Source organism: Pseudomonas sp. C321 (assembly GCF_055407105.1).
Window position 1 is genome coordinate 25,380 of sequence record NZ_JBUZRB010000010.1, and the last position, 16,219, is coordinate 41,598.

At 57.4% G+C, this 16,219-nt stretch carries 17 protein-coding genes; 10 read left to right on the forward strand and 7 right to left on the reverse strand.

Annotation, left to right across the window (positions count from 1 at the left end; translation table 11 throughout):
* Nucleotides 1-30: 30 nt before the first annotated feature.
* The 3 genes from ACZRJ6_RS22910 to ACZRJ6_RS22920 are packed head-to-tail and all read right to left on the reverse strand — an operon-like array spanning nucleotide 31 to nucleotide 3,503.
* Complete coding sequence (locus tag ACZRJ6_RS22910) at nucleotides 31-1,839, reverse strand: Gldg family protein (RefSeq protein ID WP_463970279.1); 1,809 nt, start codon at nucleotides 1,837-1,839, stop codon at nucleotides 31-33.
* 15 nt (nucleotides 1,840-1,854) lie between these two features.
* The gene (locus ACZRJ6_RS22915) at nucleotides 1,855-2,580 is read right to left on the reverse strand and encodes an ABC transporter permease (RefSeq protein ID WP_463970278.1); all 726 of its coding nucleotides are present in this window, start codon (nucleotides 2,578-2,580) and stop codon (nucleotides 1,855-1,857) included.
* A complete protein-coding gene (locus ACZRJ6_RS22920; RefSeq protein ID WP_463993558.1) occupies nucleotides 2,577-3,503 on the reverse strand; it encodes an ABC transporter ATP-binding protein in 927 nt (308 codons plus the stop codon). The genes ACZRJ6_RS22915 and ACZRJ6_RS22920 overlap by 4 nt, the downstream gene beginning before the upstream one ends.
* Before the next feature lie 315 nt (nucleotides 3,504-3,818).
* Between ACZRJ6_RS22920 and ACZRJ6_RS22925 the strand changes: the two genes are divergently transcribed.
* Together ACZRJ6_RS22925 and greB are read left to right on the forward strand one after the other, a co-directional pair.
* Nucleotides 3,819-4,844: a hypothetical protein gene (locus ACZRJ6_RS22925; protein WP_463970276.1), complete on the forward strand. Its 1,026-nt coding sequence runs from the start codon at nucleotides 3,819-3,821 to the stop codon at nucleotides 4,842-4,844.
* A 156-nt stretch (nucleotides 4,845-5,000) separates the two neighbouring features.
* Nucleotides 5,001-5,474, forward strand: coding sequence for a transcription elongation factor GreB (greB, locus tag ACZRJ6_RS22930; protein WP_463970275.1), 474 nt, complete (start codon nucleotides 5,001-5,003; stop codon nucleotides 5,472-5,474).
* Between the two features lie 45 nt (nucleotides 5,475-5,519).
* On the opposite strand, the gene ACZRJ6_RS22935 is transcribed toward greB, so the two are convergent.
* Complete coding sequence (locus ACZRJ6_RS22935; protein ID WP_463970274.1) at nucleotides 5,520-8,030, reverse strand: ABC transporter permease; 2,511 nt, start codon at nucleotides 8,028-8,030, stop codon at nucleotides 5,520-5,522.
* Nucleotides 8,030-8,713: an ABC transporter ATP-binding protein gene (locus ACZRJ6_RS22940; protein ID WP_149414347.1), complete on the reverse strand. Its 684-nt coding sequence runs from the start codon at nucleotides 8,711-8,713 to the stop codon at nucleotides 8,030-8,032. Before ACZRJ6_RS22940 ends, ACZRJ6_RS22935 begins: the two co-directional genes overlap by 1 nt.
* 10 nt (nucleotides 8,714-8,723) lie before the next feature.
* Between ACZRJ6_RS22940 and ACZRJ6_RS22945 the strand changes: the two genes are divergently transcribed.
* The 3 genes from ACZRJ6_RS22945 to ACZRJ6_RS22955 all read left to right on the forward strand — a co-directional run bounded on the left by ACZRJ6_RS22945 (nucleotide 8,724) and on the right by ACZRJ6_RS22955 (nucleotide 10,724).
* Nucleotides 8,724-9,329 carry an arylesterase gene (locus ACZRJ6_RS22945; protein WP_350613108.1) on the forward strand — a complete coding sequence of 202 codons (606 nt, stop codon included), beginning with the start codon at nucleotides 8,724-8,726 and terminating at the stop codon, nucleotides 9,327-9,329.
* Nucleotides 9,330-9,386: 57 nt separating this feature from the next.
* Nucleotides 9,387-9,683 carry a hypothetical protein gene (locus tag ACZRJ6_RS22950; protein ID WP_133098872.1) on the forward strand — a complete coding sequence of 99 codons (297 nt, stop codon included), beginning with the start codon at nucleotides 9,387-9,389 and terminating at the stop codon, nucleotides 9,681-9,683.
* Between the two features lie 72 nt (nucleotides 9,684-9,755).
* Nucleotides 9,756-10,724, forward strand: coding sequence for a L,D-transpeptidase family protein (locus ACZRJ6_RS22955; protein WP_463970273.1), 969 nt, complete (start codon nucleotides 9,756-9,758; stop codon nucleotides 10,722-10,724).
* A gap of 132 nt (nucleotides 10,725-10,856) precedes the next feature.
* On the opposite strand, the gene ACZRJ6_RS22960 is transcribed toward ACZRJ6_RS22955, so the two are convergent.
* Nucleotides 10,857-11,108 (reverse strand): Lpp/OprI family alanine-zipper lipoprotein, encoded by a 252-nt coding sequence (locus ACZRJ6_RS22960; RefSeq protein WP_133098870.1) that lies wholly within the window; start codon nucleotides 11,106-11,108, stop codon nucleotides 10,857-10,859.
* A 616-nt stretch (nucleotides 11,109-11,724) separates the two neighbouring features.
* On the opposite strand from ACZRJ6_RS22960, the gene ACZRJ6_RS22965 reads away from it, so the two are divergent.
* Complete coding sequence (locus tag ACZRJ6_RS22965; protein WP_133098869.1) at nucleotides 11,725-12,006, forward strand: GNAT family N-acetyltransferase; 282 nt, start codon at nucleotides 11,725-11,727, stop codon at nucleotides 12,004-12,006.
* Between the two features lie 62 nt (nucleotides 12,007-12,068).
* On the opposite strand, the gene ACZRJ6_RS22970 is transcribed toward ACZRJ6_RS22965, so the two are convergent.
* A complete protein-coding gene (locus tag ACZRJ6_RS22970) occupies nucleotides 12,069-13,145 on the reverse strand; it encodes a 3-deoxy-7-phosphoheptulonate synthase (RefSeq protein ID WP_133098868.1) in 1,077 nt (358 codons plus the stop codon).
* A gap of 146 nt (nucleotides 13,146-13,291) precedes the next feature.
* On the opposite strand from ACZRJ6_RS22970, the gene ACZRJ6_RS22975 reads away from it, so the two are divergent.
* The 4 genes from ACZRJ6_RS22975 to ACZRJ6_RS22990 all read left to right on the forward strand — a co-directional run bounded on the left by ACZRJ6_RS22975 (nucleotide 13,292) and on the right by ACZRJ6_RS22990 (nucleotide 16,131).
* Nucleotides 13,292-13,669, forward strand: a complete 378-nt coding sequence (locus ACZRJ6_RS22975; RefSeq protein WP_463970302.1) for a YbbN family protein — start codon at nucleotides 13,292-13,294, stop codon at nucleotides 13,667-13,669.
* On the forward strand, nucleotides 13,669-14,628 hold the full coding sequence (locus ACZRJ6_RS22980; protein WP_463970272.1) for a putative 2-dehydropantoate 2-reductase: 960 nt from the start codon (nucleotides 13,669-13,671) through the stop codon (nucleotides 14,626-14,628). Before ACZRJ6_RS22975 ends, ACZRJ6_RS22980 begins: the two co-directional genes overlap by 1 nt.
* 14 nt (nucleotides 14,629-14,642) lie before the next feature.
* Entirely contained in the window at nucleotides 14,643-15,557 is a 915-nt protein-coding gene (locus ACZRJ6_RS22985; protein WP_463970271.1) for a 5'-nucleotidase, read from the forward strand.
* A 73-nt stretch (nucleotides 15,558-15,630) separates the two neighbouring features.
* Nucleotides 15,631-16,131 (forward strand): universal stress protein, encoded by a 501-nt coding sequence (locus tag ACZRJ6_RS22990; protein ID WP_463970270.1) that lies wholly within the window; start codon nucleotides 15,631-15,633, stop codon nucleotides 16,129-16,131.
* Nucleotides 16,132-16,219: the final 88 nt, after the last annotated feature.

Genomic DNA, 16,219 nt, shown 5'->3' on the forward strand with positions numbered 1-16,219 from the left:
TGCCTGACACCACGCGAAAACTGCCAACGATCAGTAAAACGCTGCTGAAGGTGGATGCTGAATACGCCGACGAGACATGAAAATCCCCAGTCCAATCAGACTCAGCATCAGCGGCACTGCAATGATATTGAGCAGCTTCACGTTTCGTTCCAGGGTGTTGACCTTCCTGTAGGCCTCTACTTTCAGCGCATGAAGCTCCCTGGGCAAACGCAGGCGCTCCTTGTTGAGTGCTTGTAGCAACGAATGGGTGTTGACGGGCTGGGTGCCCCATGACGGCAATGGGTTGTTCAGGGATTGCCATTCCTTTTCCGTTTGCTCCAGGCGTTGTTCCAGGAACGCGGCCTTTTCCTGGTAAGACCGTGCGGCATCCCTGCGTAATCTCCCCAACAACTGCAGTGGCTCTCGACTACCTGTACGAGGACGAATTTCCATCAGCGTGCCGGGGCTGGACAATTGATCCAGAGTATTCAAGATAAACGTCGCGTTACCTGAGCGAGGCGCTTGGTGCCCATTGCTGTTTTGTGCCGATGCCCATACGCGATCACTGAGTAGATCGGTGTCGGCAACTACCACTACATGGATATCGGTGGCTTTCTGCAACTGGGCTTTCTGCCCGTCGAAGCCGTCAGGGAACGCAGAATACGCCGGCCCCTGGATACGGGCCGCTATTACGTGGCGTTGACCACGGGCGGCCGCCTCGCTGAGCACTGAATCAAACGCACCATGCACGGCGAAGTGCTCAATTTCAAACAGAGCGGCTTGCCCGGAGCTCTGGAGCAATGGGGTGAAGGAGGTACGGCTTTTTTTCAGTGGCATAAGAGCGCCACTGCTCAATACGGTCACATTGTCCAGTTTCCAGGCGCTGACATCGCTCTGCGCCAACGCCTCCCGGGGCAGGGTAAGCGCCGCAGGGTGGCGAACGGGAAGTTGCCCACTAACAAGAACGGCTGGCGTTGCGTAGAGACTGTCGGCCAACACTTTATTCGCAGGCATCTGCACGCCCCATGCCGCCAGCAACCCTTGCAGGCTGGAAGATAAAGCCGGGGGTTCGACGTTCGAGTCCAGGTCGCTGGATGGATCGATAAACATCATCAGCTTGCCTCCTCCCAGCACGAATTGATCAATCGCAAACAGGGTTTGCTCGGGCAGTCGAGAGGGTTGAACCAGCATCAAGGTGTTGACGTGCTCAGGAATATGCCGGGTTTCATGGCCCAGACTCATGAGCTTGAACTGCCGACGGATTTCTTGCAGCAGTTGCCAGGGCGGTGTGGTTGCCTTGCCACGTTCATCCCGACTGCCATCCATGGGCAGCCCGGAGATCAGTCCAATCACGGGCTGTTGCGGGTGAGCGACTTTATGAATCAGATGGCTGATTTCATACTCCAGAAAGGCCTCCTGTTCAGGATTGAAAAAATCGATTCTTTGCGTGCCATGGTCCGCGCTGGTGCCGATCAAGCCGAAAAACCCTTGTGTACTGTCCAAGCCAAATAACCCGGCCTTGTATTCATCTTCGGAGAAGGGGGCCGGGTCAATCAGGTGCAGGTTGATCTTGCCATTCGCTACCTTTTCATACTCCCTGAGCAGTATCGCAACGCGTTGGGCATGGTTTTTCAAGGCTTCACTTTTCTGGGGATGTTTGCTTGAGTTGAAAAAGTAGAGATCCATGGGGCTCTCAAGCGAGGTGAGCAGGGTGTTCGTAGCGTCGGACAGGCTATGGATTTTTTGCTCTGAAAAATCCAGCCGCAGGTTGGGAAGTTTCAGTGCCCACACCAGATTGAAGGCGAGAAAAAGTAAGGGTATGACAATTATTGTCACGCTAAAGCTTATGGAGTTGCGCATTAAGGTTTTCCTTCCTCAACCTTTTCTAAAATTTAAAGTGACGCTTGTTGCGGTGAGAAAAGCGAAGATCATACTTGCGAAATACAACATGTCATGCAAGGTCATAAGGCCGTTGTCGATGGTGCTAAAGCGTGCCGGCGGGTTCAGGGAAATCAAACTTTCGATGATCCAGGCAGGTGTGTGATGATCCAGGGCGTCCAGCACCGAAGATAAAGCGCTGGCGGTGATCAATAAACCCATGGTGACGGTGAAAATAACAAGCCGGTGACGTGTCAGTACACAAATAAAACAACCAGCCGAAAGGTAACCGCCAGCCAATAACCAGCTACCCAGGTACTGGGATGCGATAACCAGATTGTCCGCCGTGCCTAGATAGTTGATGGTGATCACTGTCGGGAAGGTCAATAACAAGGCCAGCCCAGAAACCAGCCACGCGGCGAAAAACTTGCCTGCAACCAACTCGAAGGCCGTCACCGGCAGTGTATTCATAAAAGCAATGGCGTTTTCATTGCGTTCATCTGACCAAAGGTGTGTGGCGAGAAAGGGAATCAGGAATAAGTATAGCCAAGAGTGAAGCTTAAAAAAAACATGCAGATCCGTCACTCGCTGATCAAGAAAGTTTTCTGAATAGAAGCCGAGTGCTGCATTGCCTGTCAAGAAAGCTGAAATGCTGAAATAAGTTGCCGGTGTGGAAAAGTAACTGGCGAGTTGACGCTTGAGCATTACGGGTAGAAGTCTCACTTTAACGCCTCCTGGCTTAGTTGTTGAACGACGTCATTCAGGCGTCCAGACTCCAGACTCAACGAGTCGATTTTCCAGCGACGATTGGCAATCAGCGCGCTGACATGGGGGTAAATTATTTGGCCCGGCATCGCCAGTACCGTCACGCAGCCAGGCGTATACCGGTCCTCTTCGATACCGGCTACGCCAGGCAGTACCGCCAGTGCCAGCAGGTCCAGCGGGGTTTCAGCTGCAAGTGTGACTGCCTGGTAGTAGCGGGAACTGCGCTGCAGTTCGGGCAGGGGAATGTCTGTCAGCAAACGGCCGCCAGCAATGACCAGCGCGCGGTTGCAGATGCTGGACAGCTCTTCGGGGTTGCGAGAGGCAACGATCACACTCATCTCATTGGTTAACGACTTGATGAGCATCCTGACCTTGTTTTTTTGATAAGCGTCGAGGCCCTCTGTAGGTTCATCCAGTAATAGCAGTTTGGGGTCATGCACAATGGCCTGGGCAATGGCCACTTTGCGTTTCAACCCTATGGACAGTGTTTCAATCGGGCATTTAAGTGTTCGCCAAAGCTCCAGTCGGGCGACGGCTCGGTCAACCATCTTGCGTTTTTCCATGCCACGGAATCCGCGAACTTCAGCAATGAAGTTGAGGAACCCTTTCACTGTCATGGTGCTATGGCTGACCGTGGACGCTGGTTGATAGCCAATTATTTTTTTTACCTGGAGAGGATGCGTTCCAATATCCACGTCCAGTATTTTTATATGGCCGGAACAGGGCTGGATTGAGCCAGCCAATAATTTGATTAGAGTTGTTTTGCCAGCACCATCGTTTCCAAATAGTCCTACACATTCCTGGCCTTTGGCGCAGAATGAAAAGTCACTGATGACGGCTTTTCTGCCAAGGTGTTTTGTTAGGTTTGTTATCTTGATCATTAAGCTTTTCTACTGAATAAGTTTGGCAAAAATCGCTGCATTGACGAAGCCTCGATTAACCTGGGTGGGGGCAGTTGTGAATTGTCGAAAAGTAAAAAATTGAAAAGTCTTGATCAGGTGATGCCAGGTATTTGTTTGTTAAAAAATGGTACGTTCAATAGACGGTCTTGGAAATGCCAAAGAGGTTGAATAAGGTAAGTCCTACATGTGACTCGATCATGCGCTGAAACAATTGCCTTGTTATTGGCGTTTGTATGGCTGTCAGTTTTTTATCTAGCACGTATAGGAAGTTTTACCGTAACGGAGCCCTATTTCATGATGCTTCTACGTACTCTTGTTCTTGAACACTCTGGTCATGACACCCCGATTAATGGTGCATTGCTCTGTGGTTTCGCTGTACCGCAGACGTCCTCAAACTATCTTGCCTATAGCCTGGATGAAGAAATGGAGCCCGGAAGTTCTCGGGTGTACATCGCGGCGTTGCGCAAAAAGTCGGAGCGGTATTTTCTTGGAAGCATTGATTCCTGGGAGGATCTGCAAGTGGCGATGCACGTACTCAAGCAAATCCTCACCCTGGCGGCATCCGGCATTAAAACCGGGAACGCGGCAGAGGCTCAGGTGCCTTACCATTTCATTGATCTGAAGGGCAGCAAACTGCCACCTGCCCGGCCAGAGGATCACCACTCGCTGATGATCAAGAAGGCGCTGGTGATGAAGGTCATCGCTCTGGGAACTTCAGTGACCGGTTTGCCTGCTATCGAAAGCACAGAACTGATCGTCCCCTCTATTCGTTTCTCTTCGAAAGTGGTGTCTCCACCAAAGACTCCGAGCCGCCCTGAACCCGCATTGCCGGCGGTAGTGCAGGCTCCCATGATCGTCCCCGCACCGACGCTGCCAACTGAGGAGGTGCCGCCAACCCCGCAGGCCCCGCCATCGCTGTTTGAAGTAGACAGTACGCTGACCAATCTTGCCCGTGTGGCTCAGGAGTTGACGCAACAGAAACTCGCCGTACTCCTGCAGGAAAAAGCGCTTGAGCAGTTGACCCAGACCTTGAATGCCCGTGAAGAACACCTGGCCCATGGGGCGCAGGCGCAACAGACCGAGCAGCGTCGCCTGGACGAATTGGCCCATCATCTGGATAGCCTTGCGGCCCGGTTGCAGACCGATGATGTGGCGACTCACAAAAAAGCGGAGCAACTGGCGACCGGATTGGCGCATTTATCAGTCTTGCGGGACAGTCTCAGGGACGTGTTTCATCGTCTGGACGAAGCCCTGGAACCTGTGGCTGAGGCTGATCAACCCCTGGATAAGGGCGTGCCGGGGCATCCAGAAGCCGTCTGATGGGGGCTTTTTCTGAGGGGTGTCGTCATCAGGTCTGGCTACTTTCCCCCGTTCATTTATCATCGATCCCTATCAACTGGAGTCAGCCAGCCATCGCCGTATGTCTGATGCGACAGCTGTCTGAACATGTGGAAATTTCCTGGGGATGCGAAGCTTTTGAGTACCAAGCTGATTACCAAAGAAGGTCATGAAGCGCTGAAGAAAGAGCTTGATTACCTGTGGCGAGAAAAGCGTCCTGACACTACCCGTAAAGTGACCTGGGCAGCCTCGCTGGGGGACAGAAGCGAGAACGCCGATTACCAGTACAACAAGAAACTGCTGCGCGAGATTGATCGCCGTGTGCGCTACCTGCGCAAACGCCTGGAAGACATGCGTGTGGTTGAGTACATGCCCGAGCAGGAGGGCAAAGTATTTTTTGGCGCCTGGGTCGATATCGAGAATGAGCAGGGCGAGACCAAGCGCTTTCGCATTGTCGGCTACGACGAAATTTATGAGCGCATGGACTACATCTCCATCGACTCGCCCATGGCCAGGGCGCTACTGCGCAAGGAGGTGGGCGATGAGGCTATCGTGCAGACCCCGGGCGGTGAAGTGTGCTGGTGGATCACTGGTATCGAGTACGTGAAGTAGGCATTGATGGCCCGCTCTCTGGAAGGAGGGCGGGCCATCGACGTTTTAGCCTTCGCGCAACACCGTCAATGGGCTGGCATTCAACGCCCGGCGTGTACCGAATACTCCGGCACCACCAATCAGCACGGCCCCGATGACCGGCAGCACCAGCAACCAGGGGTGAGGTTGCCAAGCCAGGTCGAAGGCATAGCGGTACAACACCAGGGTCACCAGTTCCGTCCCCAGCGCCGCCAACAGGCCGCTGACCGCGCCCAGCAGGCCGAATTCGATACGCCGGGCCTTGACCAGCAACTTGCGCTCCGCCCCCAGGGCACGCAGCAGCGCGCCTTGGCGGATACGTTCATCCAGCGTGGCTTGCAGGCCGGAGAACAACACCGCCATGCCCGCCGCCAGTACAAACAGCAACACGTACTCCACCGCTAGCGTGACTTGGGCCAGAATACTGCGCAACTGCGCGAGCAAGGCTTCGACCTGCAGGATGGTCACTGCCGGGAAAGCCCGGGACAGGTCGACGATCTGCTGGTCATGGCCTGGAGCCAGATAGAAGCTGGTCAGGTAGGTGGCCGGCAGGTCTTTCAAGGTTCCCGGCTGGAAGATCATGAAGAAGTTAGGCTGGAAGTTGTCCCAGTTGATCTCCCGCAGACTGGTGACGCGGGCTTCACGGTTTTCCCCGCCGATGGTGAAGACCAGGTGGTCATTAAGCTTGAGCTTCAGGCTTTCGGCGACCTTGGTTTCCACCGAGACACCTGGAATCTCATCGGTGGGTTGGCTTGACCACCATGAGCCCGACGTCAGGCTGTTGCCCGGTGGCAAGTCCGCGGCCCAGGTCAGGCTCAGGTCGCGCTGCACCGCGCGATCGCCACTGGAGTCCTTGCTGACAATTTGCTGCACCGGTTCGCCATTGATGCTGATCAGCCGTCCCGGCACCACCGGGTACAACGGCGCCGACTGCGCCTGTAATTCCAGCAGGCGAGCGCCGAAGGCTTCCTTGTCGGCGGGCAGGATGTTCAGGGCAAAGTAGTTGGGTGCGTCCTTGGGCAACTGGTTCTGCCAGGTGTCCAGCAGCTCCCCTCGCAGCAGCGCGATCAAACCCATGGACAGCAGGATCAGGCCGAAGGCCAGGGATTGTCCCGCTGCCGCCAGTGGGTGGCGCAACAACTGGCCCAGTCCCAGGCGCCAGGGCAGAGACGCGCGGGCCAGCAACCGTCGCAGGCTTTGCAACAGCAGCAGAAGCAGGCAACCCAGAACCAATGCCGCAATGACGCCGCCGCCAAGCAGGGCGAAGGTCAGTACCAGATCCAGGCTCAAGCGCCACATGATCAGGCCCAGGGCGAACAGCGCGGCGCCATAGACCATCCAGGTGCTGGACGGGATAGGCAGTAAATCGCGGCGCAACACTCGCAGCGGCGGCACGCGACCCAGCGCGGCCAGGGGCGGCAGGGCGAAACCGGCGAGGGCTACGAGCCCGGTGCCGATCCCGGCAATGGCTGGCAACAGCCCGCCCGGCGGAACGTCTGCCGGCAGCAGGTCGTGCAACAGATAAAACAATCCCAATTGCGCCAGCCAGCCGAGCAGGGCACCGCTAAGGCTGGCCAGCAACCCCAGTACGGTCAGTTGCAGGCTGAACAGCAGCATCGTTTCCCGTCGCGACAAGCCGAGGCAGCGCAGCAGGGCGCTGGCATCAAAGCGTCGACTGGCAAAGCGATTTGCTGAAAGTGCCACCGCCACGCCGGACAGCAACACTGCCACCAGGCTGGCCATGTTCAGGTAGCGTTCGGCCTTGCCCAGGGCACCGCCGATTTGCTGGTTGCCATCCCGTGCGTCCTGCAGGCGCTGGTTGGCAGCGAGACCTGGGCTGATCAGGTCGCGGTAGGTTTGCAGGGCAGTGCTGGCTTGCGGCGCACGCCATAGCTCACGGTAGCTGACGCGGCTGCCAGGCTGTACCACGCCGGTGGCTTCAAGGTCGGCCAGGTTGATCATCACCCGTGGTGTGAGGCTGTACAGGTTGCCGGCGCGATCTGGTTCGTAGGTCAGCACGCGGGCCATGCGCAGGGTCTTCATGCCGACGTCGATGCTGTCGCCAATCTTCATGTCCAGCGCCGTCAGCAGGCGCGCCTCGACCCAGGCTTCTCCGGGCTTAGGCCCGCCGCCGGGTATTTGCTCGGCGAAGGGTTCGGCGGCGCTTTTAAGCTCACCGCGTAGCGGGTATTGCTCGTTGACCGCCTTGATGCTTGACAGCTGGATGCTGTTATCGGTGGCGATGACGCTGGAAAACTCCACGACCCTGGCATGTGCCAGACCCAATTCGGTTCCGCTTCTGATCTGCTCCGGGCGGGCCGGGGAGCTGCCTTCGAGTACCAGGTCGGCGCCAAGGAATTCAGTGGCGCGTAACAGCATCGCACCGTTGAGGCGTGCACCGAAGTAACCGATGGCGGTGCTGGCGGCTACGGCCACCAGCAGGGCAAAGAACAACACGCGCAATTCGCCGGCACGGGCATCGCGCAGCAATTGGCGTAGGGCAAGGCTGATCAGGCGCAACAGCGGCAAACGTGCCATCAAGGCTCCAGGGGGGCGACCATCAGGCCGGCTTCAAGGCGGATCAGGCGTCGGCAGCGATGGGCCAGGCGCTCGTCGTGGGTCACCAGCACCAGGGTTGTGCCGTTCTCTTTATTGAGTTCGAACAGCAGGTCGCTGATGCGCTCGCCGGTGTGGCTATCGAGGTTGCCGGTGGGTTCGTCGGCAAACAGCACGTCCGGTTCGGCGGCGAAAGCCCGGGCAATGGCGACCCGCTGTTGCTCGCCACCGGAGAGCTGGCGCGGGGAGTGGGTCAGGCGCTGGCCCAGGCCGACGCGCTCCAGCAGGTGCCTGGCGCGTTCGCGGGCATCTTTGCGGCCGTCCAGTTCCAGAGGCAGCATGACGTTTTCCAGGGCGTTGAGGCTGTCCAGCAATTGGAACGACTGGAACACAAAGCCAACGTGTTCAGCCCTGATGCGTGCGCGCTGGTCTTCGTCCAGGGTGCTCAGGGCAAGCCCGGCAAGCGTGACTTCGCCACTGCTGGGCAGGTCAAGGCCGGCCAGTAGGCCCAGGAGAGTGGATTTGCCGGAACCGGAGCTGCCGACGATAGCCAGGCTATCGCCCTTGTTCAGTTCCAGGCTCAGTTCGTGCAGGATGGTCAGTTCACCTTCCGCGCTGGGAACCACTTTGCTAAGGTTCCGCGCAGTGAGAATGCTTGCGCCCATGGAGAGTCCGATGCGAATGTGGTTTTTGAGTGCTGGCCTGGCCTTGATGTGCATGGCCCAGAACGCAGCGGCGGGTACAGTCCTGATCGTTGGCGATAGTATCAGTGCCGGTTTCGGCCTGGATACCAGCAAAGGGTGGGTCGCGTTGTTGGAGCAGCGGCTCAAGAGCGAAGGTTTCGACGACAAGGTGGTCAATGCGTCCATCAGCGGTGACACCAGTGCCGGAGGCCTGGCGCGGCTACCCGCGGCGCTTGCAGAGCATAAGCCGGACCTGGTGATCCTTGAGCTGGGGGGCAACGATGGCCTGCGTGGTCAGTTGCCAACGCAATTGCAACAAAATCTTGCTTCGATGATCGACCAGTCCAGGGACAGTGGTGCCAAGGTGCTGCTGTTGGGCATGCAGTTGCCGCCCAATTATGGAAAGCGTTATACCGAGTCTTTCGCCGAGGTTTACGGCAAGTTGGCTGAAGAGAAAAAGGTCCCGCTGGTGCCGTTTTTCCTCGAAGGAATCGGTGGTCATCCCGACCTGATGCAAGCCGACGGACTGCACCCGGCGGTCAGTGCCCAGGGCAAGTTGCTGGAAAATGTCTGGCCGACGCTAAAACCGCTGCTATGACGCTTTTCTAGTGGCGGTCTTTCGGCTAAGGTGGCGCCCCCCGATTTGGTGCCCCCGATGTCGTCGCGTCCTGCCTGGTCCCTGTTTGCCTACCAACTGATCGAGCCTGACGAACAGTTGGACCTGTTCGCCTGCCAGGAAGCCAGGGTGCACCTGGTGCCGCGTCAGTTGGAGTTGGGCGGCTCGATCGATCGCACTCTCTGCGGTACGTTGCTGCCTGCCCAACCGCGCTGGTCGGCAGTGGATCGCACGATTTTTCAGGATCAACGCCTGTGCCCCTTGTGCCGGGCGATTCTAGAATCGCAAAAACGTGGTACGCCGCCGATCTGGCCCGAGCTGCGCTTCGAGCTTTGACTGTGGGTGCCCGCGAGGCTCCCGTGTACAATCAATTTTTTATTACCCGTCGATCTGCGAAGGATTTTCCGGATGTTGTCGCACCTCCCTGCCGTCACTCGCTGCCTGTCTCTCGCTGCACTCTGTGCCGCCGGTCCTGTTGCAGCCTTGCAGTTGCCCTTGCCACTACCGGGTGAAGACATCGTCGGCCAGGTCCAGGTGATCAAGGCCAAGTACGAAGACACCTTTGCCGACCTGGGCACCACCTATGACCTGGGTTATTCAGAGATGGTCGCGGCCAACCCTGGTGTTGATGCCTGGTTACCGGGGGCGGGAACCGAGATCGTTCTGCCAACCCGTTTCATTTTGCCGCCGGGGCCCCGTGAAGGGATTGTGATCAACCTGGCCGAGTACCGGTTGTACTACTACCCCAAGGGTCAGAGCGTCGTTTACACCTTTCCCCTGGGGATTGGTCGCGAAGGTTGGGGCTCGCCGATCGCTCACACCAGCATCATCGCCAAGACCCCGAACCCGACCTGGACGCCGCCGGCTTCGATCAAGGCTGAGCACGCTGCCAACGGTGATCCGCTGCCCAACGTGGTGCCAGCAGGCCCGAACAACCCTCTGGGGCCGTTCAAGTTCACCCTGGGCACGCCGGGCTATCTGATTCACGGCTCCAACGCGAAGTTCGGCATCGGTACCCGTACCAGCCACGGTTGCTTTCGCATGTTCAACAAAAATGTGCTGCAAATGGCGGGCATGGTGCCAGTGGGCACGTCCGTGCGGATTATCAACGACGCCTACAAGTTCGGCATGAGCGGTGGCAAGGTTTACCTGGAAGCTCATACGCCACTGAACGACGATGGCACGCCGTCGGTGGTGGACAAGCACACAGCGGTGATCAATGCCTTGCTCAAGCGTGAAGACCTGTCGAAGAACCTGCGGGTCAATTGGGATGAGGTGCGTGATGTGGTCGCGGCCGAAGACGGCTTACCGGTAGAAATCGGGGTGCCGGGTGATGCGCCGATGGTTTCGAGCGCGCCGATCGATCTGCAGCAGTAGTTGAAGTAGCCAGGACCCGTTACGGCGTTGCGCTGTAGCGGGTTTTTTATTGTCCGGGATTCGGAGTCGGATCCCGGGCAATAAAAAGCCGATCCAAAAATGGATCGGCTTGATAATAACCCCGAGGGATTATTACTTGCGGCTTGCTTTCTCAAGCATGCGCAGAGCGCGCTCGTTAGCTTCGTCAGCAGTCTGTTGTGCTTTTTGAGCAGCAGCCAGAGCTTCATCAGCTTTACGATATGCTTCGTCTGCACGAGCCTGGGAGCGAGCTGCTGCGTCTTCAGTTGCAGTCAGACGAGCTTCGGTTTCTTTGGAGACGCTGCTGCAACCGGTAGCCATAACTGCGACCAGAGCCAGAGCAGAGAATTTCAGAACGTTGTTCATCGTGTTCCCCTTCAAGGACTTTCTATTAAATGGCTACTTTCTCAGAGTGAGCTAATAGCCGGCATACATACTACCCATTACTTGTAGTAAGTAAACTGACGTAGCGCAAGAAGCAAAAAAAATTCTTGTGCCGAATCTATTTTGGCTAATCTTTAGCGAGTTTGTATAAAAAACATCCAGTTTTCGTGGTTCTGCGCAAAATTGGATCCAGGCGCAAAGCACCGGCTGGCACGTGTTAAGCGGTGTAAAGAGAAGTCAAATTATATATTGGTGTTGACACTATTTTTCAGATTGTATTTTCGCCGACAGGTATCTTTTGTGCATGTTGAGGTGACTTTAAGAGAGGCTGTTCGTCTCAAGCTTCAATTGCCGGCAATGTTCAGGCCATCGACCCAAGGATGCTCGATCGGCCCTTTCTATGTCTGCCAGCGACGGGGGATGACGAGTGCGCCTTGAGCAATTTCGGGATTGGTGCCTACTATTCCTACGTGCTGGTTATGAGCGCTGTAGGGCTTTTCTCGTTGTCGAAACCTGGCACGGGGTGGCGTAGATGTTCCTTCGCCGGAAAAACATCGGTAAGGTAAGGGTCATAAACCAAGACCCGCGAGGAGTAGTGATGAGCGAGGCGTTGTCCATCCACCATGACCAGACAGGTCATCAGTTCGAGACCAATGTGGACGGTCATCGTGCTTACCTGACCTATATGGATCTCGGGAAGCAGACCCTGGATATCTATCGGACGTTCGTGCCCAACGCCCTGCGGGGGCGCGGCATAGCCGCTGCGCTCACCGAACAGGCGCTGCAGTACGCCGAGAGTATGGGTTACACGGTGATCCCATCCTGCTCTTATGTTGAACGCTACATGGAGCGCCACCAGCGCCATGCTGCGAAGCTCTGAGCAGTAGAGACCCATAAAAAACGCCGGGCTTAGCCCGGCGTTTTTGTGTGCGCAGTGTGGGTTCAGGTGCGTTTGCGCTTGGGCAATACGTCCTTGAGCTTGGCGTGCATGCTGCGCAGGGTGGTCTCGGTGGCAGCCCAGTCGATGCAGGCATCGGTGACCGACACGCCGTATTGCAGGTCGGCCAAATCCTTGGGAATCGCCTGGCAGCCCCAGTTCAGGTGACTCTCGACCATCAGGCCGATAATCGACTGGTTGCCTTCGAGGATCTGGTTGGCGACGTTCTCCATCACCAGCGGTTGCAGGGCCGGGTCCTTGTTGGAGTTGGCGTGGCTGCAGTCGACCATGATGTTCGGCTTGATCTTCGCCTTGTTGAGCGCCTGTTCGCACAGGGCCACGCTGACCGAATCATAGTTGGGCTTGCCGTTGCCGCCGCGCAGCACCACGTGACCGTAGGCGTTGCCTTTGGTGGTGACGATGGAAACGCCACCTTCCTGGTTGATCCCCAGGAAACGGTGCGGGCTGGAAACCGACTGCAGGGCGTTGATCGCCACGGTCAGGCCGCCATCAGTGCCGTTCTTGAAGCCCACGGCCGAAGACAAACCGGAGGCCATTTCCCGGTGGGTCTGGGATTCGGTGGTGCGCGCACCAATCGCCGACCAACTGATCAGGTCTTGCAGGTACTGCGGGGAAATCGGGTCCAGGGCCTCGGTCGCGGTCGGCAGCCCCATTTCTGCCAGCTCCAGCAGCAACTTGCGGCCGATGTGCAGGCCGTCCTGGATCTTGAACGAGTCGTCCAGGTACGGGTCGTTGATCAAGCCTTTCCAGCCCACGGTGGTACGCGGCTTCTCGAAATAGACGCGCATTACCAGATACAAGGTGTCGGACACTTCTGCAGCCAGCACTTTCAGACGCTCTGCGTACTCGTGAGCAGCCTTGAGATCGTGGATCGAGCAGGGCCCGATCACCACGAACAGGCGGTGGTCAGTGCCGTCAAGAATGTCACGAATGACTTCGCGACCCTTGGTGACGGTGTGCAGGGCAGCATCGCTCAAAGGGATTTCGCGCTTGAGCTGATCAGGTGTGATCAGGGTCTCGTTGGATTCGACGTTTAGGTCGTTGATCGGTAAATCAGCCATCGTGTTACTCGTCAGGGTCACGGGTGCCGGCCGCCAGCGATCCCCGTGCGGCGGAGCACAGCATGATTTAGATGCAGCGGGGAGCCGAACCTTAGCGCGTAACAAGCCTGCTCGACAATGGGCAATTGCGCGCGCTGTCGCCCGGCCTGATAGTCTGCTGTCCAGTTTATGGCAGTGGTAGAGATAGAGTGAAAGCACTTGAATTGACCGATCTGGATATCGACCAGCAGTTGTTGGGGCTACCGGGCACGTCATTGCTGGTGTTTACCAGCGTCGGTTGTTCCAGCTGCCGTTGGGCGCGTCAGCAGTTGCCAGGCTGGGCCTTGCCGGTAGACAGAGTGTGCTGGGTTGATGCCGGCCATAACGGTGGGGCCGTCGAGCGTTACCAGATCTTTCATTTGCCGGCACTGTTTGTAGTGTGCGACGGTCAATTCCACGGAACCTTACAGGCGCGCCTGACCGCCAGCGACCTTACTCATGGCGTGGAGCAGGCGCTCACGCGAAAACCAGAGGAGTTGCCATGATGAGTGCTGCAGACCAGGCGCCGCGAATCGGCATTATCGGCACCGGCGCCATCGGTGGCTTTTACGGCTTGATGCTGGCGCGCGCCGGATTCGATGTGCACTTTCTGTTGCGCAGCGAGTTCCCGGCGGTGAGTGAGCGAGGCCTCAAACTTAATAGTGCGGTCCATGGGGCGTTGAGCCTCAACCCGGTCCAGGCTTACGCCCGTGCGGCCGATATGCCGCCTTGCGACTGGCTGTTGGTGGGGACCAAAACCACCGGTAATGTCGAATTGGCACCGACCATCGCCCAAGTGGCGGCGCCGGGCGCCAAGGTGGTGTTGCTGCAAAATGGTCTGGACGTCGAGGACAGCTTGCGCGAACACCTGCCGGATTCGCTGCATCTGTTGGGTGGCCTTTGTTACATCTGCGTGCATCGCTCAGCACCTGGCATCGTCGAGCATCAGGCGATGGGCCGGGTCAATCTTGGCTATCACAGTGGTAGTGCCGCGAACGATGAGACCCGCCGGCAAGCGATTGTCGAAGAAGGCGCCGCGTTGTTTCACCGGGCGGGCATTGAATCCCAGGCCATGGCCAATCTGCATCAGGCGCGCTGGCATAAACTGGTGTGGAATGTGCCCTATAACGGTCTTTCGGTATTGCTCGGTGCGGGGACCGCAGAGTTGATGGCTGATGAGGCGAGCCGTGCAATGATCCAGGCATTGATGGCTGAGGTGGTGCAGGGCGCCCGGGCGTGCGGTCATGAGATTGCGCCGAGCTATGCCGAGCAGATGTTCCAGATGACCGAGAGCCTGGCCGATTACTGGCCGAGCATGTATCACGATCACCTGCACAAGCGCCCGCTGGAACTGGCGGCCATCTACGCCCGGCCATTGGCCGCCGCCAGGGCTGCAGGTTGTGAGTTGCCACGGATGCAGGCGCTGTATCAGGCCTTGAGTTTTATCGATCGACGCAACGGCTGAGCGGGGAAAAGAACATGGCAAAGGGTATGGGCGAAAAACTCGTATTGGCGATCTCTTCGCGGGCGTTATTCGACCTGAGCGAAAGCCACAAGGTCTACCTGGCGCAAGGCGTCGAGGCCTACCGCAAGTACCAGATTGACCATGAGGAGGAAATCCTTGAACCGGGTGATGCCTACCCGCTGGTCAAGAAACTGCTGAGCCTCAACGCCAGTCTTGGACGGGCGCGGGTCGAAGTGGTGCTGGTATCACGCAACAGTGCCGATACCGGTTTGCGGGTGTTCAATTCGATCCAGCATTACGGGCTGGATATTTCCCGCGCTGCGTTTGTAGGAGGGCGTAGTCCTTATCCTTATTTGGCAGCGTTTGGTTGCCATTTGTTTCTCTCCACCCACGCTGAAGACGTACGCAGTGCCCTGGATGCCGGGTTTGCTGCGGCGACGATTCTTTCTGGTGGCGCCCGTCGGGCATCCAGCGCTGAATTGCGAATTGCCTTCGACGGCGATGCCGTACTGTTTTCCGACGAGTCGGAACGTATCTACCAGTCAGGTGGCCTGGAGGCGTTCCAGGCCAGCGAGCGGGAGTCGGCACGCGAGCCGCTGCGTGGCGGTCCCTTCAAGGGTTTCCTGGCAGCGCTCAACCTGTTGCAACGTGAGTTTCCTGACGAGTCCTGTCCGATCCGTACGGCGCTGGTGACCGCCCGCTCGGCACCTTCCCACGAGCGGGTGATCCGTACCTTGCGCGAGTGGGACATCCGCCTGGACGAGTCGCTGTTTCTCGGCGGCCTGGAAAAATCGGCCTTTCTTGAAGCCTTCGCCGCCGATGTGTTTTTCGACGATCAGGCCGGTCATTGCGAGAAAGCCCGGGAAGTGGTGGCCACCGGACATGTACCCCATGGCATCAGCAACGAGCTGAAAATCCAGGTTGAGTGAGCAAGCCTCCTAACTCGCAAAGGCGCTGCTAAGCTCAATCAATATTCGCCATCCTGGCACTCCAGGAGGTTCTATGATTCGCTCGATGTTGTATGCCACTGACCTTGGCCTGTATGCGCCCTATGTGATGCAACATGCGCTGGCGCTGGCGCGAACGTTCAAGGCCGAGCTGTACGTGATTCATGTGGTTGAGCCCCTTGGGCTGTTCGCCGAATCCGTCTTGCAAAGTTACCTTGATGAGCAGGCCCTGAGTGAATGGCAGAGCCAGGGGCTGAGCACCGTGATGGCCAATATCGAGCAGCGGGTGCTGGACAGTTTTCGCGAGGAGGTTGGGGAGGGCGAGCAGGACCTCAAGTTGATCCAGTCGGTGCGGGTAATTCAGGGCGACCCCTCGCAGGTGATTCTCGACCAGGCGCAGAAACTCTCCGTGGATTTGTTGATCGTAGGTAGTCATAGCCAAGGCGCCGGGGTGGCGACGCCGCTGGGACGAACCGCTGCACGAGTGTTGCAGCTGTCCCAGGTGCCGGTGTATTTGGTGCCGTTGTTGCAACGTCGACGCAGGGATGACATGTGATTGGTAGAAAACGACAAAAAGTTCTAGATTTATCCGTCTAACCTTTAATATAGTTATATACCGTCGCTGATACCCGTGGCGTCTATCT

Bases quoted from the DNA above. Each gene is read 5' to 3' on its own strand.
- ACZRJ6_RS22910 (WP_463970279.1), bottom strand. From the start codon at position 1,839: ATGCGCAACTCCATAAGCTTTAGCGTGACAATAATTGTCATACCCTTA.
- ACZRJ6_RS22920 (WP_463993558.1), bottom strand. From the start codon at position 3,503: ATGATCAAGATAACAAACCTAACAAAACACCTTGGCAGAAAAGCCGTC.
- ACZRJ6_RS22925 (WP_463970276.1), top strand. From the start codon at position 3,819: ATGATGCTTCTACGTACTCTTGTTCTTGAACACTCTGGTCATGACACC.
- ACZRJ6_RS22935 (WP_463970274.1), bottom strand. From the start codon at position 8,030: ATGGCACGTTTGCCGCTGTTGCGCCTGATCAGCCTTGCCCTACGCCAA.
- ACZRJ6_RS22940 (WP_149414347.1), bottom strand. From the start codon at position 8,713: ATGGGCGCAAGCATTCTCACTGCGCGGAACCTTAGCAAAGTGGTTCCC.
- ACZRJ6_RS22945 (WP_350613108.1), top strand. From the start codon at position 8,724: ATGCGAATGTGGTTTTTGAGTGCTGGCCTGGCCTTGATGTGCATGGCC.
- ACZRJ6_RS22950 (WP_133098872.1), top strand. From the start codon at position 9,387: ATGTCGTCGCGTCCTGCCTGGTCCCTGTTTGCCTACCAACTGATCGAG.
- ACZRJ6_RS22955 (WP_463970273.1), top strand. From the start codon at position 9,756: ATGTTGTCGCACCTCCCTGCCGTCACTCGCTGCCTGTCTCTCGCTGCA.
- ACZRJ6_RS22960 (WP_133098870.1), bottom strand. From the start codon at position 11,108: ATGAACAACGTTCTGAAATTCTCTGCTCTGGCTCTGGTCGCAGTTATG.
- ACZRJ6_RS22965 (WP_133098869.1), top strand. From the start codon at position 11,725: ATGAGCGAGGCGTTGTCCATCCACCATGACCAGACAGGTCATCAGTTC.
- ACZRJ6_RS22970 (WP_133098868.1), bottom strand. From the start codon at position 13,145: ATGGCTGATTTACCGATCAACGACCTAAACGTCGAATCCAACGAGACC.
- ACZRJ6_RS22980 (WP_463970272.1), top strand. From the start codon at position 13,669: ATGAGTGCTGCAGACCAGGCGCCGCGAATCGGCATTATCGGCACCGGC.
- ACZRJ6_RS22985 (WP_463970271.1), top strand. From the start codon at position 14,643: ATGGCAAAGGGTATGGGCGAAAAACTCGTATTGGCGATCTCTTCGCGG.
- ACZRJ6_RS22990 (WP_463970270.1), top strand. From the start codon at position 15,631: ATGATTCGCTCGATGTTGTATGCCACTGACCTTGGCCTGTATGCGCCC.